Source organism: Mesorhizobium sp. M1E.F.Ca.ET.063.01.1.1, assembly GCF_003998155.1.
GTDB lineage: Bacteria > Pseudomonadota > Alphaproteobacteria > Rhizobiales > Rhizobiaceae > Mesorhizobium.
Genome location: NZ_RZSC01000098.1, coordinates 1 through 13,036, shown reverse-complemented (window position 1 = coordinate 13,036; position 13,036 = coordinate 1). Strand labels below are relative to the sequence as shown.

At 59.7% G+C, this 13,036-nt stretch carries 17 protein-coding genes and 1 riboswitch; of the genes, 7 read left to right on the top strand and 10 right to left on the bottom strand.

What is annotated here, in order from left to right:
* Positions 1 to 185, top strand: a 185-nt coding sequence (locus EOA29_RS42200) for a hypothetical protein (protein WP_210213131.1), incomplete at its 5' end; no start/stop codon positions are given.
* A 30-nt stretch (positions 186 to 215) separates the two neighbouring features.
* Here the strand turns inward: EOA29_RS42200 and EOA29_RS10610 are convergent.
* Positions 216 to 458: a hypothetical protein gene (locus tag EOA29_RS10610; RefSeq protein WP_127220874.1), complete on the bottom strand. Its 243-nt coding sequence runs from the start codon at positions 456 to 458 to the stop codon at positions 216 to 218.
* Positions 459 to 867: 409 nt separating this feature from the next.
* On the opposite strand from EOA29_RS10610, the gene EOA29_RS41270 reads away from it, so the two are divergent.
* The 3 genes from EOA29_RS41270 to EOA29_RS10600 all read left to right on the top strand — a co-directional run bounded on the left by EOA29_RS41270 (position 868) and on the right by EOA29_RS10600 (position 2,140).
* Complete coding sequence (locus tag EOA29_RS41270) at positions 868 to 1,017, top strand: hypothetical protein (RefSeq protein WP_189478862.1); 150 nt, start codon at positions 868 to 870, stop codon at positions 1,015 to 1,017.
* A gap of 191 nt (positions 1,018 to 1,208) precedes the next feature.
* Positions 1,209 to 1,517: a hypothetical protein gene (locus tag EOA29_RS10605; RefSeq protein ID WP_189478861.1), complete on the top strand. Its 309-nt coding sequence runs from the start codon at positions 1,209 to 1,211 to the stop codon at positions 1,515 to 1,517.
* 428 nt (positions 1,518 to 1,945) lie between these two features.
* Positions 1,946 to 2,140, top strand: coding sequence for a hypothetical protein (locus tag EOA29_RS10600; protein ID WP_127220872.1), 195 nt, complete (start codon positions 1,946 to 1,948; stop codon positions 2,138 to 2,140).
* 401 nt (positions 2,141 to 2,541) lie between these two features.
* Here EOA29_RS10600 and EOA29_RS10595 read toward each other — a convergent pair whose 3' ends face one another.
* From EOA29_RS10595 to EOA29_RS10570, 6 genes are all read right to left on the bottom strand, one after another.
* A complete protein-coding gene (locus EOA29_RS10595) occupies positions 2,542 to 2,994 on the bottom strand; it encodes an alpha/beta fold hydrolase (RefSeq protein WP_127220871.1) in 453 nt (150 codons plus the stop codon).
* Between the two features lie 293 nt (positions 2,995 to 3,287).
* The gene (locus tag EOA29_RS10590) at positions 3,288 to 3,641 is read right to left on the bottom strand and encodes a hypothetical protein (protein WP_127220870.1); all 354 of its coding nucleotides are present in this window, start codon (positions 3,639 to 3,641) and stop codon (positions 3,288 to 3,290) included.
* A 333-nt stretch (positions 3,642 to 3,974) separates the two neighbouring features.
* On the bottom strand, positions 3,975 to 4,442 hold the full coding sequence (locus EOA29_RS10585) for a hypothetical protein (protein WP_127220869.1): 468 nt from the start codon (positions 4,440 to 4,442) through the stop codon (positions 3,975 to 3,977).
* Positions 4,443 to 4,755: 313 nt separating this feature from the next.
* Positions 4,756 to 5,562, bottom strand: coding sequence for a hypothetical protein (locus EOA29_RS10580; protein WP_145969655.1), 807 nt, complete (start codon positions 5,560 to 5,562; stop codon positions 4,756 to 4,758).
* A gap of 113 nt (positions 5,563 to 5,675) precedes the next feature.
* Positions 5,676 to 6,473: a HipA family kinase gene (locus EOA29_RS10575; RefSeq protein WP_127220867.1), complete on the bottom strand. Its 798-nt coding sequence runs from the start codon at positions 6,471 to 6,473 to the stop codon at positions 5,676 to 5,678.
* Between the two features lie 188 nt (positions 6,474 to 6,661).
* The gene (locus tag EOA29_RS10570) at positions 6,662 to 7,543 is read right to left on the bottom strand and encodes a hypothetical protein (RefSeq protein ID WP_127220866.1); all 882 of its coding nucleotides are present in this window, start codon (positions 7,541 to 7,543) and stop codon (positions 6,662 to 6,664) included.
* Between the two features lie 98 nt (positions 7,544 to 7,641).
* Here EOA29_RS10570 and EOA29_RS10565 point away from each other — a divergent pair, with 98 nt between their 5' ends.
* A complete protein-coding gene (locus EOA29_RS10565; protein WP_189478860.1) occupies positions 7,642 to 8,241 on the top strand; it encodes a hypothetical protein in 600 nt (199 codons plus the stop codon).
* Positions 8,242 to 8,472: 231 nt separating this feature from the next.
* On the opposite strand, the gene EOA29_RS10560 is transcribed toward EOA29_RS10565, so the two are convergent.
* From EOA29_RS10560 to EOA29_RS10550, 3 genes are all read right to left on the bottom strand, one after another.
* Entirely contained in the window at positions 8,473 to 9,075 is a 603-nt protein-coding gene (locus EOA29_RS10560; RefSeq protein WP_127220864.1) for a hypothetical protein, read from the bottom strand.
* 251 nt (positions 9,076 to 9,326) lie between these two features.
* Positions 9,327 to 9,569 (bottom strand): hypothetical protein, encoded by a 243-nt coding sequence (locus EOA29_RS10555; protein WP_127220863.1) that lies wholly within the window; start codon positions 9,567 to 9,569, stop codon positions 9,327 to 9,329.
* 13 nt (positions 9,570 to 9,582) lie between these two features.
* A complete protein-coding gene (locus tag EOA29_RS10550) occupies positions 9,583 to 10,155 on the bottom strand; it encodes a hypothetical protein (RefSeq protein ID WP_127220862.1) in 573 nt (190 codons plus the stop codon).
* A gap of 38 nt (positions 10,156 to 10,193) precedes the next feature.
* Positions 10,194 to 10,291, bottom strand: a riboswitch (SAM-I-IV-variant riboswitch).
* A gap of 503 nt (positions 10,292 to 10,794) precedes the next feature.
* Between EOA29_RS10550 and EOA29_RS10545 the strand changes: the two genes are divergently transcribed.
* Positions 10,795 to 12,195: a selenium-binding protein SBP56-related protein gene (locus tag EOA29_RS10545; RefSeq protein WP_127220861.1), complete on the top strand. Its 1,401-nt coding sequence runs from the start codon at positions 10,795 to 10,797 to the stop codon at positions 12,193 to 12,195.
* Between the two features lie 24 nt (positions 12,196 to 12,219).
* On the top strand, positions 12,220 to 12,885 hold the full coding sequence (locus tag EOA29_RS10540; RefSeq protein ID WP_127220860.1) for a hypothetical protein: 666 nt from the start codon (positions 12,220 to 12,222) through the stop codon (positions 12,883 to 12,885).
* Positions 12,886 to 13,036: the final 151 nt, after the last annotated feature.

The following is a 13,036-nucleotide window of genomic DNA, read 5'->3' as shown; positions in this document are numbered from 1 at the left end:
CCCTTCGCCATGATCTCGTCGCCAAGGCGGCGAAGTCGGCGATATTTGGTCGTGGACATCTGCAGGTCGAGCCGCGATTAGTTCCGCATCATCGAGTGCAGGATTGCCTGCATATGCTCTTCCAGGTCGAGTCTCGCCCCATGCCTCAACTACCAATAGGCCTGCCTTCAGCTGCATGCGGTTGATTTCCTCCTGCCGCCTTCTATGCGCCCCGATCACGGACAGGCTGCATGCCCATGGCATGGACCACGTCCGCGTTGCGGAGCGCCGTAACTCGCGTTCTCGGCCTGGCGCGCCGCGCATCCGGAAAGCGACATTCGGGTGGCCAGGTCGTTGCCGATCGCGAAGCAAATGAGGGCGAGGGCTGAAAGAACGGAAATCAGCCCGACCAGCGGGTGGAGAGCGAAGATCAGGGCGAGGAAGAACGGCGTCCACGTCGCGTCGAAGACGGGCAGCATGGGCGGGCTGCCGACGAAGGCGCGAACCTGCTGCAGTTCCTGCAGGCTGGAGCCGGGCGCGGGTCCATCACGTCGCGCGGACGCAAGCGCGGCGGCGAGAACGTCGGGCCTTGCCGCTTCATCCCACCAACGGCTTTGCCAGGGCGACGCCGCGCAGTCAATCGAAGACGCCGAGGGCCACCACGCAACCCCGCGGCGATCATGGCCACCACATCCACGCCAAGGTGCCCCTGGGCCAGATCAAGCACCTGATGGGCAACGTCCATACGTCGGCATCTCCGATGACGAGGTCGGCGAAATCACCCGCGAGCGCACCCGGTCGTGGCCGGACGCCGTGCGAGTCTCGGCCATCCAGTGCGCGCTCTTCTACCACCGCCAGAACCAGAAACTTCGTGAAGGAACTTCGCCTATGAGCTTCAAACACTTGTACCAGCGCTGCAAGCCAATCACCGACAAGAACATCGGTAAGAACCTGCTCAAGGACGGAAAGAAGGACTACCGCGGCGTCACCGGCGCGCCAAGGAGACGGCCCGTGCCCAAAAGCCGCTGGCGAAACTGAGTTAATCGACCCGGCAGACGCGGCAACGGCGTAGTGGAAAACAAAGAGGTTCTGTAGACATGTGAACTGCCGCCGCGATAACGCTTTGGTCTTCAAATGTTGGGGGATTGGGTTATGAAGACAATTTTTTCGATGCTGGTTCTGGCTGCACTAGCAGCGGGGGGGGGTTCGTCTTCCTGTCGTACACATCAATGCAGGACTCGCTGCCGGGCACGGTACAAGACATGCTCGACAAGAACCATTTGGATGACCATCTTAAGGTCACCTTCGTAAAGATACCCATCACAGCCGCTATCCCTTTCATTGGCCCCGCCAAGAGCGAGGGGTATTTCATGGTCGAGAAGAAGGAAGGCGACAAACTTGATTGCGACTTGGAGCCGTTCAATCTGGAAGTCCGCGACGGCCCAGACTCGCGATATGCTGTCTACATACCCGGCGAAGACGCACAGAAGCTAATGGCTTGTGACCTCCAAGCCGTAGGCGTGCAGATGTTAAAGTAACCGGTCGACAAACCGCCTAGCTCGAGTTGCACAGCAAAATTGCAACGAGGCAGTTTACCGGCCCGACCGATGTGGCTAACTTTGAGTCGTGGGTTTCGACCTCCCCGGATGGCTCGGAGAGGAAGGCGCCCATAGCGGACACGCCATCCAGCGACGCCCGGTGGGCGGGAGAGACGAGAAGCTTCGCGGGCCGACTCGCTCCCCTCCATCGCGCTGGAGAGGAAAGTCAACTCGACAAAGTGACTCGGTGACAAGAGTCTCAGCCGTGATTTTCGCGTGAAGAGAGATTTTCTGGGGATAAAGCCAGTTCATTCCCCGTCCGAAAACCCCTGCAAAATCGCATTACGCAGCTTCGGCTCGCCACGTAGATAGCGCACACGGGCTTTGATGCTGGGCTTGAACACTCCACTTTTACCCGGGACATCTCGGTGACGGTCCAGAACGTCGTCGGCATAACGGCCTCGGGCGACGGCGACCTGATCGGCACCAACGAGGAGGATACGCTGATCGGCGGCGCTCTTCCCGCTTCGTCGGCAATGCGGGCAACGACTACATGGACGGCGGCCCGGGCATCGACACGGTCGACTACGGCGCTGAAATCGGGTCGAACGGCGTCTACGTGAACCTGTTGGGCCGCGCCCTCCTATCGCGATCCAAGGTCGTTGCCGCGCCGCTCGCATTCGCCTGTATGCCGATCGCAGCCGCTTTCTCCGTCGACGCTACAATGTCGGTGACGAGCACCGTCAGGAGCACTCGGTCGTTGGGGGAGTGTGTCGCGCGCTCCGGTCAGGAACTCCTGAATTTCCCCGACCAGTCGCTCCTGATCTCCCCATTGAGGTATGTGGTCCTCGCCGGGAAGCACGGCCAGTTGGCTCCGGGAATGTGGTCGGCGAGATATTGACCATGAGCCAACGGCACCCAGCGGTCACCTTGCCTATGCACCACCAGCGTGGGCACTCTAATGATCTGTAACAGGCGGCGCACATCCAGCTGAAAGTTCAGCTCCATCACTGCCTTGGCTGCTTCAGGCAGAATACCGTAGGTAGGCGCCGAACCATGATCGCGCTGCCTCGTCATTCGCTACACTTGGTGCGCCGTCGCCAAGTTCGAATGGACCGCCCAACGTCTCTTCCATAGCGGCAATTTCGGCTTCTCGCTGTTCCTCTCTCACGCCCCAAGGATAGTCAGGTGCCCATTGGCTTCGGGCGAACGCGCCATATAACACGAGCGCGGAGGTGCGCTCCGGATGAGTCGCTGCAAACATCGCGCACATGCTGCCGCCCTCGGAGACGCCGAGCAGGGCCGCCCTTTCTGAACCTGCGGCGTCCATGACTGCACGAATGTCGTCGACCCGTTCTTCCAGCGCCGAGCACCTGACGTCGCGGTCGGACATACCCGTGCCGCGCCTGTCGAAGCGGATCAGCCGCGAGAATGTCGCAAGTCGGGTGATCAGGCGCGCGTAGTCTGGATCAAGCATATTCGACGTTACAGCCACCCCTGAGCGAAGACGAGGTCGATCGGCCCGTCACCAAGAACCTGGTACGCGACTGATACATTGCCGCTTTTGGTATACTGCGTGCGCGGAGGCATCGCTCAAGGGGTCTCAGAGAAAGGCAGTTGAACGCCATTCTAAACTCTGTCACCCGGCAGCCTTCAGCGCGTCGTCGGACGGATCAGGAGCAGGCCACCATCAAACCCGACGAAATAGCGGCGCAGGCCGTTCGTCCATGGCGATGTCTTGGTCGTGGAGATGCGTTGGTCGAGCCGGGATCAGCTTTGCATCATCGAGTGCAAGATGGCCTGCATATGCTCTTGCAGATCGAGTTCGCCACGCGCTTCGACGGCAAGCAGATATTGCGCTTTGGCCCGGCGGTCATCTCGGCCTATCGCACGATAGGAGCAAACGGCCAGCAGCGCCTCCTGCTCGATCCCGTCGGCCCGCTCGCGATCCTCCCTGCTGCTCCCCGCTCGATGAACAACATGGTGGAACGCGGCGTAGGCCGCCTCATGGGCTCGGATCAGTGCCTGAAGCTCCGGCGAAGCCCTTACGGCAGCGGACGCCGGCTTGACGGCAACCGCCGCACCGGTCAGCGCGAGAAGATTACGGCGGGTGATCGCGGGCATGGATTTTGTCCTCCTCGCTGCCGATCGTGCCGGAGTACCATAGCACCACCACAGGAGGGCGCAGAGATGGTCGGACGCTGTCTGCTGACAATGCGGTCAGTGGACCATTCGAGCGGCAAAGCGCGTACATATGGATGGGGCCTCAGAAAGCCACCCCTTCGGGCCTGCCCCCGGAGGGAGGAGTGCCTAAACGCCGATGCCCAAGCGTTCTTCGATTTTGTCGAGGCGCCGGTGGAGAAGTTTAAGCAGGTTAATAATGCCCACCAAGGTAGCCCCGCCGCTCATACCAGATCTGCCACATCTGCGTTGCCATCACTTTCCCTGCCCGGTCAATCACGGCGCCTTGCCGAGATGATCCTTGCACGTCCCCAGCATCTGTGTGGCCGTGTAGCCACCCGCTTGCAGCGGGTCTGCGATATGCCGCGACGTGACCGCGCGTATGATGCCGTCCTTCCCCGGCGCAAACACGGTCGTCAAGTTCGCATTACCCAAAGGCATCCACTCCAGAAACACCATGCTGTCGAACGCGCCCCGGCCGGCCACGACCGTCGCAGTTCCCTGGTTGCCAATCAACTGCGCCCGCCCGCCGACCAGATCGATGGCGGCAAAAGCCATCTCGAACGCCTCCGAGCCAGGCTTCAGCACCTCGTCCTTGCCCGCCATCCACGGCAATTCGCTGTGCGACGAGAACACCGTTTGCGTGAACGTGCATCCCAGATAGGCCGGCGTCCACTCGACCTCCTGCGCCAATGCCGAGCCCGCTATCACTACGGCCGCAGCCGCCACGACTACCTTGCCCATCTCCCGTTTCCCTGGCCGCCGTTTACTCGCCCAAGCCAGCTTTGATTGCCGCCGAAACTTCGCGCGCTTTGCACCCAAAATCGTACTTCAAGGCGACTCGCAACTGCATCAGCGCCGAGCAGGATGAAATCCGCTGCCCTCGCGGAGCGTTGCAAGGATCGGACGCCGGGCAGCTTCAAGCCAACTGCGCCCCAACCTCCAAAACGCTCCAGCGGCCCGCTGTGGCCGATTGCAAACCCCAAAATTCCCGAATCGGCCATCCGCCCCGGCTCGGTCGCAAGGTGTCGATGCGCTCGACGCACCGTGGCAGCGGTCATGCCAGTTCATAGTGGAGAACGCGCTGGCCGATTGCCTGAACCGTGTCGAGTGCCAGCAGGCGCAGTTCCTCTTGGTCGGCCTGTTGCTCAAGATCTTCAAGCGCATCGCCGATATTTGCCTGCTGCTGCTCGGAAACTTGAGGGTCATCCTTCGGAGGCCTGTGCAAGATCATCTCATGCGCCCGCGACAAGGCGTTGTGTGGCTCCCGGTCACGCTCCACCTTCAAGTCCCAAAGGCGCCGCTTGATCAGGTGGACAGAGTTGGTGATGGCACCCGCTTTCAGTGTCCCGAAGTTGGCAACCAGCTTTGGCCCAGCATAGTCTATGACAACGCGATGGCTCCCGCCTTTCGCCCGGCGCGCGCGCCCCTCCCGAAGATCGGCACTAAAATACTGACCGAAGCCCTCCCGCTGGGATTTCACGAAATCGCAGACCAAAAACGGCAGGCGGTCGCCTACTCGCTGCCCCTCGGTATCTTCTTCGGCCAGCATTAGCGGCTGCGGTAGATCCTGTTCGTTGGTGGAGGAATACAGGGACGAAAGTGCCGCCATCCAGCTTTGAGCCAACATCCGCAAGCTGATACCTTCGGCCTCGCTGCATTTCCCGAGGGTAATACCGGAAACGGGCGGGTCGGGTGCAAACAACGCCTCAACTGATCTCGCGGCCAGATCCTCCTTCAAGCACACGCCGGCCAACTCGATGACCCTCAAAACGGTGTCGGCATCGTCGCCATAGAAGCACCGCAACTTCTCGGGGGCGTTTGCCAGTTCGACGTGAAAGCCAGTGGCATTGGCGGCAGCCACCCCCACGACAAATCGCTCATATGACCCTGAAATCGGTTCGAGCAGGATGGGCGCCCAATGAGCACGGACGCTTTGCCCGAGCAATGGAAAGTGGCTTGTGTCCAGTCGAAGGCTCATAGCATCACCGGCACGTTCAGGGCTTTGCTGGCATGGAAAGTGATCTTAGCACTACGCTGCGCCAGAAACTGTTTCAGCGCCTCGACATAATCCATCGGCATAAGGTCCGCCACACGACTGGACTTCGCAGATTCTGCTGCATCGAAACCGGAAAGCGCAGCCTCTACGGCCTGCGCCTCGGCGCGCCGATCGTGCTTCTGCTCCAAGGTCAGGAATGGTGTCATCCATTCGGACAACCGGCTGGCAAATTCCTTAGCGGGGTCCAGATCGCCTGGTCCCCATGCAGGGCCGGTGAAACAATGCCCGTGATCGATCAGCCAAGCATCTCCTGGGTTGCCAAATAGAAGGTTGCCGTGATGCCGGTCGATGTTGGCGATCCATGCGTCGAACGCATACAGTTTTCCCAAATCCGCCCATTTGGAAATCTGGTCGATGATTGCTTGCTGCCCTTGTGGTGTCGATGTGCGCAGGCGAAACGTGACATTCGGCACCTTCACATCGGTGCTGACAAAGACCAACCGGGAATCGTCAGGGAGCCTCGGGGCCTTGGCGACGGACAAGACGCCGGGGCGCACCAGCCCCAAGAAACTATCCGGGATCGGTAAGCCGACATGGCGCGCCAAGCAGAATGCCAGCAATTCGTTGCAAAGCTGGATCAGATCGAGGTCCTTGATGATTGCCTGCTTAATAACGTCGCCCTCAAGCAGGACCTGTCCGCGAAAAGTCTCGTTGACGTTGCCTTCCTTGAATCCTAACGCGCCAAGCAACACGGTCGCAAACTTGATTTCTGCCATGCATCCCCCCAACGAAGGATTTTGATCCTATCGTCAGGGCGCAGCTAAACCGCAAAGGTGCGGTGTGGCAATTGAAATTCGTCAGGTCGCCTGCCGACGAGCAGGTGGCAGGCTGGGGCGCCTCCGCGAATGAGGCGTCCGACGGGATTGGTCGCCTACGGTGGTTGCGGTCGCTCTTGAAGACGCCTTTATCGGAGGATGATCATCACAAGAAGCGCAGCTATGGCGATCAGCGCCCATAGTATGTGTTGCAGGCGGTGGTCGAGCGAGGCGACGCTTTGTTCCAGGGAAATATGCGCTTCGTCCGGATCGGATGGTTGGTAGCGGTATTCGACGAGCGCCGGCTTATTGCCGAACACGGTAATTCCGTCGAGCCGAGCGCGAGCGTAATGTTTGCCCTCGCTCAGCAAAAGCCCGTATTCGCTTTGGCCAGGCCCTGAAAGCGCTGCGGAAACTTCGCCCTCAAACAACTCGCAAAGCAGGGTTAGTTGGATCGACGCCGCTCGGCTGACGATGTTCACAAGCTTGTCGAACACTACTTCATCTACAAGCAGGGCTATCAAGAGGGAGTGTTCCTCCGGGAAATGATTTATGCGACCGGGCTCGCCCTCCATCAGCCCGCCGTCCGGGACTTTTGGACCCCTGCCTCCGGCACTAAAGATACCGTCTGTCAGGGTGGCGTTTCTCTTGCCGCCGATCTCGTCCCTGGTGGTTGGGCAGATCGAGCCACTCTTGAATTCGGAAAACGTCTCGACTGCGCCGCTCTCCATCGTGAAGACGGTGATCCTCTCGTCGAAAGTTCCGTCGAACTCGATCCTGGACCTGCTGTCGTAGCCACGCGATGCAGTGGTCTCGTCTAAATCTTTTTTCCAGTCGAAAGAGTTGATGACCTGCACACTGGTCAGCGTGACGCGGAGGCGCTTCGGTAGGCATTTTCGAACGAATGGTCGGCTTCCGTCGCCTTTTTCCTCTTCCTGGATGTTGAAATTGTCGAGGAGTGTCCACTTCGGGCTGTCGTCGTATTCGCTGTAACGCTTTGTGATTTTGTTCGCGCTCTTTCCGAAGATCATGGTCCCGCTCCCGTGCACACGCAACATAGAAACGACTCGCGTTGCCGTAACATTTCGTATTACTTGTTCGGTATTGGAACAACCACAAAGGTTTGAGCATGAGGCGCTCGCTTTGTGCAATATGCAGGCATCCTGTCCGAATTCCGCCGCTCTTTTTTGTGGCGGCGGTTTCGTGGCCGATCCTGTTTGCGAGCGCTTGGGCGCAGGACCTCGAGCAGGAGTTTAATCGTCAGCAGTTCAGTGAGTGGGCAGGCATCATCTTCATGTGCGTGCCAGATGATGATAGCGACGCCATGCAGAAACAGCTTTGCGCCAGCGCGTCCGCCGAGGCACGCCTGCTGGCCGCAAGTGCGAAGATCCCGTTCCAAGATCTGAGTGGTGAACCCTGGGGCCGAGTTTCATTCAAGGTGAAACAAACCCGCTCCATCATCCTTGAAACGACGATCCGGGCTGCACGCGGCACACCGAGCGCAATCTATATGAGGCTTGAGGCCACCTCCTTCTATTCCAATGCCGTCGAGCAAGGCGGTCGAGAAGGCACGCTCGACGTCAAGCCACGAGCCGGCGATCTGGTGCTTTGGGACAAAGATGTAATCGGGGCCGGGGGGTCCGAAACCGAGCTCGTGCAGGGTATGTCCAATGCATTTGCAACGAACATAAAAGAGTTCTTCGGCCTGTTCATCGAGAGCCGCAATTAGGATGCATATAACCTCCCATTACCCGGCGACTTACCCGGCTGCCGTAGACGTCGCCAGAGCGAGGCCGGTCGACGCTCAGCACCTTCCCCTCGGCCAGCCGCTTGACCTCAGCGAGGCTGTGCCACCAGGCATCAGGCCGTTCCCTGCTCGGGTGCCGCCACATCGGAGTGAGAGCCGCCTGCCCTGCATCCTGCTTGTCCCGTGACCATGCCCTGAGACCCCTCCAAATCACTATAGATCAAACGGGTCCTTCTTCGGCGCTGGATCGCCAACTCCAGTGAAAGGGTCTTTGGGTTGAGAGTTGCGGTTCGCGCCCAAGGAGGCATCAACCGCATTTTGGCATGCTCCCATCTCCCTCAGAGCAGCATTCGAGCCCCGAAGACTAAGGTTAAGAACCTGCCGACCGTTGAAAAAGACACGCAAAGAGTGTTTCCGCATCAGTTGCTCAACGAAGCCCGGCTCATTGGTGCCGATGGCGAGAGCCGGCAGTGTGCCAAACCTCATTCCTGTAGCTGGTGATCGCCAGCCAGCTTCATTGTCGACCTGCAGGATTAGATCGTAGCCCTTCCCTTCTTCAATTGATGTCCAATTTAAGTTACCAATTGCAAGGTAAAGGGCCGCACTTGAACCCGGTTGCAGAAAGCCAAAGCGGAAAATAGTGTAGTCCTCATAAAGAGTGGTTACGAAGCATTGAAATTGGATGGAACGATCAACGTATACGCTCCAATTTCCAACGTTCTTCCAGAGGGCCGTTTCCACCTCAGCAGCACGAACTTGTGCTGAGGTGATCATTGCAGCCAAACAAGTCACAAGAAAACGCAATCGCATCGCCATCGCCAACTCCCGCCACCCGGCTCTGCTGCTTGTTCTACCAATTGCAAAGCCCTTCAACGAACCATTTGGTTTGCAGATTTATATCGGCGAGGCTTGTTCAGGTCGTTAGCTTCGCATCCAAAAACTTGTCGCGAGGTACATATATTCAGAGAAGGAAAGAGGTCAGGGGTCCCAAGCCAGGGGCCCCAATTCGCATGGCCCCCGGTCTCCGGGAAACCCGCCGCGTTGGGGCAATGGCAGTTGCCCTGCCTTCAGCCCCTCTTCTTGACCATGCCTAGGATGAGCGCGTTGTGCGCCGCGATCCGTGCTCCGGTCACCGCCGGATGCACATCGCCCTCGAACCGGACACACCGCATACACAGGCGCGCCGCCGCCTCGTTCGACACCGTGGTCATCCAGCCGCAATAACGGCACCTGTAAGGCTCGATTGGCTCCTGCGGGCCACCCTCAGCCATCTGCGCGTTGTCGGTCGGCGCGGGGTCGTCGTCGATCATGCCGGACATTCCCTCAAATCCCTTCTGCAAGGCGGATCGGGAGCTGCAGATCGATCAGCCGAGCCTGCAGGAGGGAAAGCGTGAGTTTGTCCCTTGCATCGACCCACCGGCTGTCGCCGTTGGCGGCGTCACCGTCGCGGAACACCAAATGCGGGTCATCGGTCCCGCGCACGAGTCTTGGACCAAGATCGAGCTTCGTCAGCAGGCGGTAGGCCCTTGCGCACGGACCTTTCTCAAGATCGAAGCGGGTTTCCCAGAACCACCCGTCAACCGGGTCATCGTAGTCCTTTGGGCCGATCCCATACTCCTCCCAGATGGCGTGAATTTCGGGTTCTGTCCGGTATCCGACGCTTTCTCTGGTGAAGAACTCGCGCCAGGTCGGCGGCGGCGGGCAGAAGCCCCACGGACCGATTGTGAGCAGGTAGCCCTGCTCTCCGCCGTCATACCAATACATCGTCTCGGCCACCGCCACCGGTTTGGCGAGCAGGGGTTGTGCCGTCCGGCGAACGAAGGATTGAGCGTCCTTTGCGAATGCAGCCGTGAGCAGGCCGCCCGCCCCGATCAGAAAACCTCGCCTCGTCAACACGAAAAAAGCCCTCCATGGTTTCACACGTATCTGGAGGGCTGGCGACCTACTGTTGCCTGTTGAGGGCCACATCGTCATGCCACCGTTGCCGGTCAAGGCTGGTTGGCGGGGCCGAGGCCCTCTCTGGATGCAGGGCTTGGTCTAACAAAGCGATTGTACTTCGGCAAGCTTTCTCCTCGTGGTGGAGGCCGGAGGCATCGACGGCAACATCAGCCGCCCCGCTGCGGCGATCTCATACGCTGGCATTCCTGGTGGTCAAAACTCTATCGGCTGGCTGCCGCCAATGGCCGAGATGGGTGGTGAGCTGTCGCCCGCTGGGACCAGCACGAATGACGGCCATGCGCCAGATGCAGCCATTCCGACATAGCGTAGCTTGACCGTGCGCTGCCCACTTATCTTGATATTGCCGGGGCTCGCCTATCCAGTCTGGTGGGCGGGCAACGCGCTCGTCGCTCACAGAGGTGTGCGGTGAAACAGGTCGAGATTGCAGTTCAACAGGATCCGTGAGACTCTTCAAAAAGCCGCACGAAAATAGCGTGCGAAAAACAAGGCGCCCCGACATCTTCAGCGGGCATCCTAGCACATCACAGGTCGTGCCCCTGATTGTCGGGCTGCTTAACCCGCCCAGGGAGGACGACAATGACTATACGGCCAGACCCGACTTTCCACGCGACTGCCAAGCTCGCGATGCAGGCGCCCGTCGAAAGCTTTGCCTACACTTTGATGTTGAGCGCCGACTTCTCCCAGCCTGATGGACTAGCAATAGTTGACGTTAACCCGCAGTCAAAGGACTACGGCAAGGTCGTCCATAGCGTGATCATGCCGAACAAGGGCGACGAGTTTCACCATTTCGGCTGGAACGCCTGCTCTTCGGCCCTTTCGCCGCTGAACGGTCACCCGTTTCTCGAGCGCCGCTTTCTGATCATTCCCGGCATGCGATCCTCGCGCATCTACGTGATAGACACCAAGGGCGGACCGACCAAGGCCAAGATCCACAAGGTCATCGAGCCGGAAGAAGTGTTTGCCAAGACCGGATACTCCAGGCCTCATACGATTCACTGCGGTCCGGAAGGTATTTATGTCTCGACGCTCGGCGGCGGCGGCCCTGACGGCACCGACGGACCTCCCGGCATCTTTGTCATGGATTGCCAGACGTTCGATGTCCTCGGGCGCTATGAGATCGATCGCGGGCCACAGGACAAGCAGTATGATTTCTGGTGGAACCTGCCACGCGACTACATGGTGTCGAGCGAGTGGGCACTTCCGCCGCAGTTCGAGAAGGGCATTGTCCCGGAAGATCTCCTGTCGAACAAATACGGACACCGGGTGCATTTCTGGAATTTGCGTGAACGCAGGAACGTGCAGACCATTGATCTGGGAGCTAATCACCAGATGGCACTGGAAGTCCGCCCGGCCCATGACCCGGTAAAGGAATACGGTTTCATCGGAGTGGTCGTTGACACGACAAACCTCGAGGGATCGATCTGGACATGGTGGCGCGAGGACGGCAAATTCCATTGCGAAAAGACGGCGACCATTCCGCCCGAGGCAGCCGCGAAGGATGACCTGCCGCCGCTTCTGCAGGGCTTCGAGGCGGTCCCGCCGCTGGTAACCGACATCGACCTGTCGCTCGACGACCGCTTCCTCTACGTATCCTGCTGGGGCACCGGCGAGATGCGCCAATATGATGTGACTGATCCGATGAAGCCCAGGCTTGCAGGGTCCGTCCATATTGGCGGCATCACGCGCAAGACCAGGCATCCCGGCGGCGGCGATTACAGGGGCGGACCACAGATGGTCGAGATCAGCCGCGACGGCAAACGCATTTACTGGACCAACTCGCTCTATTCGACCTGGGACGACCAGTTCTATCCCGGGGGCATCCCGGCAGCCATGGTTAAGGCCGATGTCGGCGAGAACGGTGGCATCACTCTGGACAAGGACTTTTATGTCGAGTTCCCCGAGGGGTATCGCGCGCACCAGATTCGTCTGGAAGGCGGCGATTGCTCGACGGATTCATTCTGCTATCCGTCGGTGTGACCGACGGCTCGGGCAAATGAAGCGATGAGCGATTGGACTACGGCCGGTCTCTGGCTGGCCGTCATCGCCAGCGGCATCTATCACGGCGTCAATCCCGGCATGGGGTGGCCGTTGGCCGTCTCGGCCGGACTGTTTGACAGACGTGCCGGCGCGTTGCTCCGGGCGCTCGGCCTTCTGGCAGCGGGGCACTTTGCGGCAATGATCGGCATCCTGCTGCCCTTCGGCGCGATGCTGACGCTGATTGTCTGGGAACGACAGATCCGCATCGCGGCGGGGTTGACCGTGATTGCAGCCGGGATCTTTCTCCTGATCAACCGGCGCCACCCGCGTGTCCTTGCCCGTATCCCGCCGGCGCAATTGGCCTTGTGGTCCTTCGCGGCCGCCACCGCGCACGGCGCCGGGCTGATGCTCGTGCCGATCTATCTGGGCCTGTGCCAGGCCGGGCAACCCGAGGTTGGACACCAGGCGGCTGCGACGCTGATGACCGGCAATCTAATCACCGCCGCCAGCGTCTCCGTGGTCCACACGGCCGCCATGATTGCGAGCGGCGGCGTCATCGCCGTTGCCGTCTATCGATGGCTCGGACCCAAGTTCATCTCACAAAGCTGGTTCAATCTCGACATTGTATGGGCCGTAAGCCTGATCCTGGTGGGGGGAATTGGGATCGCGAGTATCGGATACGCCCAGTGAAGTATCGGATACGCCCAGTGAGTTGTACGCATTTGGCAAAGGAATTCTCCCTTGCTGAGAATGCCCCGCCTTCAGGAAAGGTCTGCAAGGGGCGAACTTGGTCGTTTGGAGTGATTTGGGTTTTGGGAGGCGAGAGCGGCCGGTCATGAGG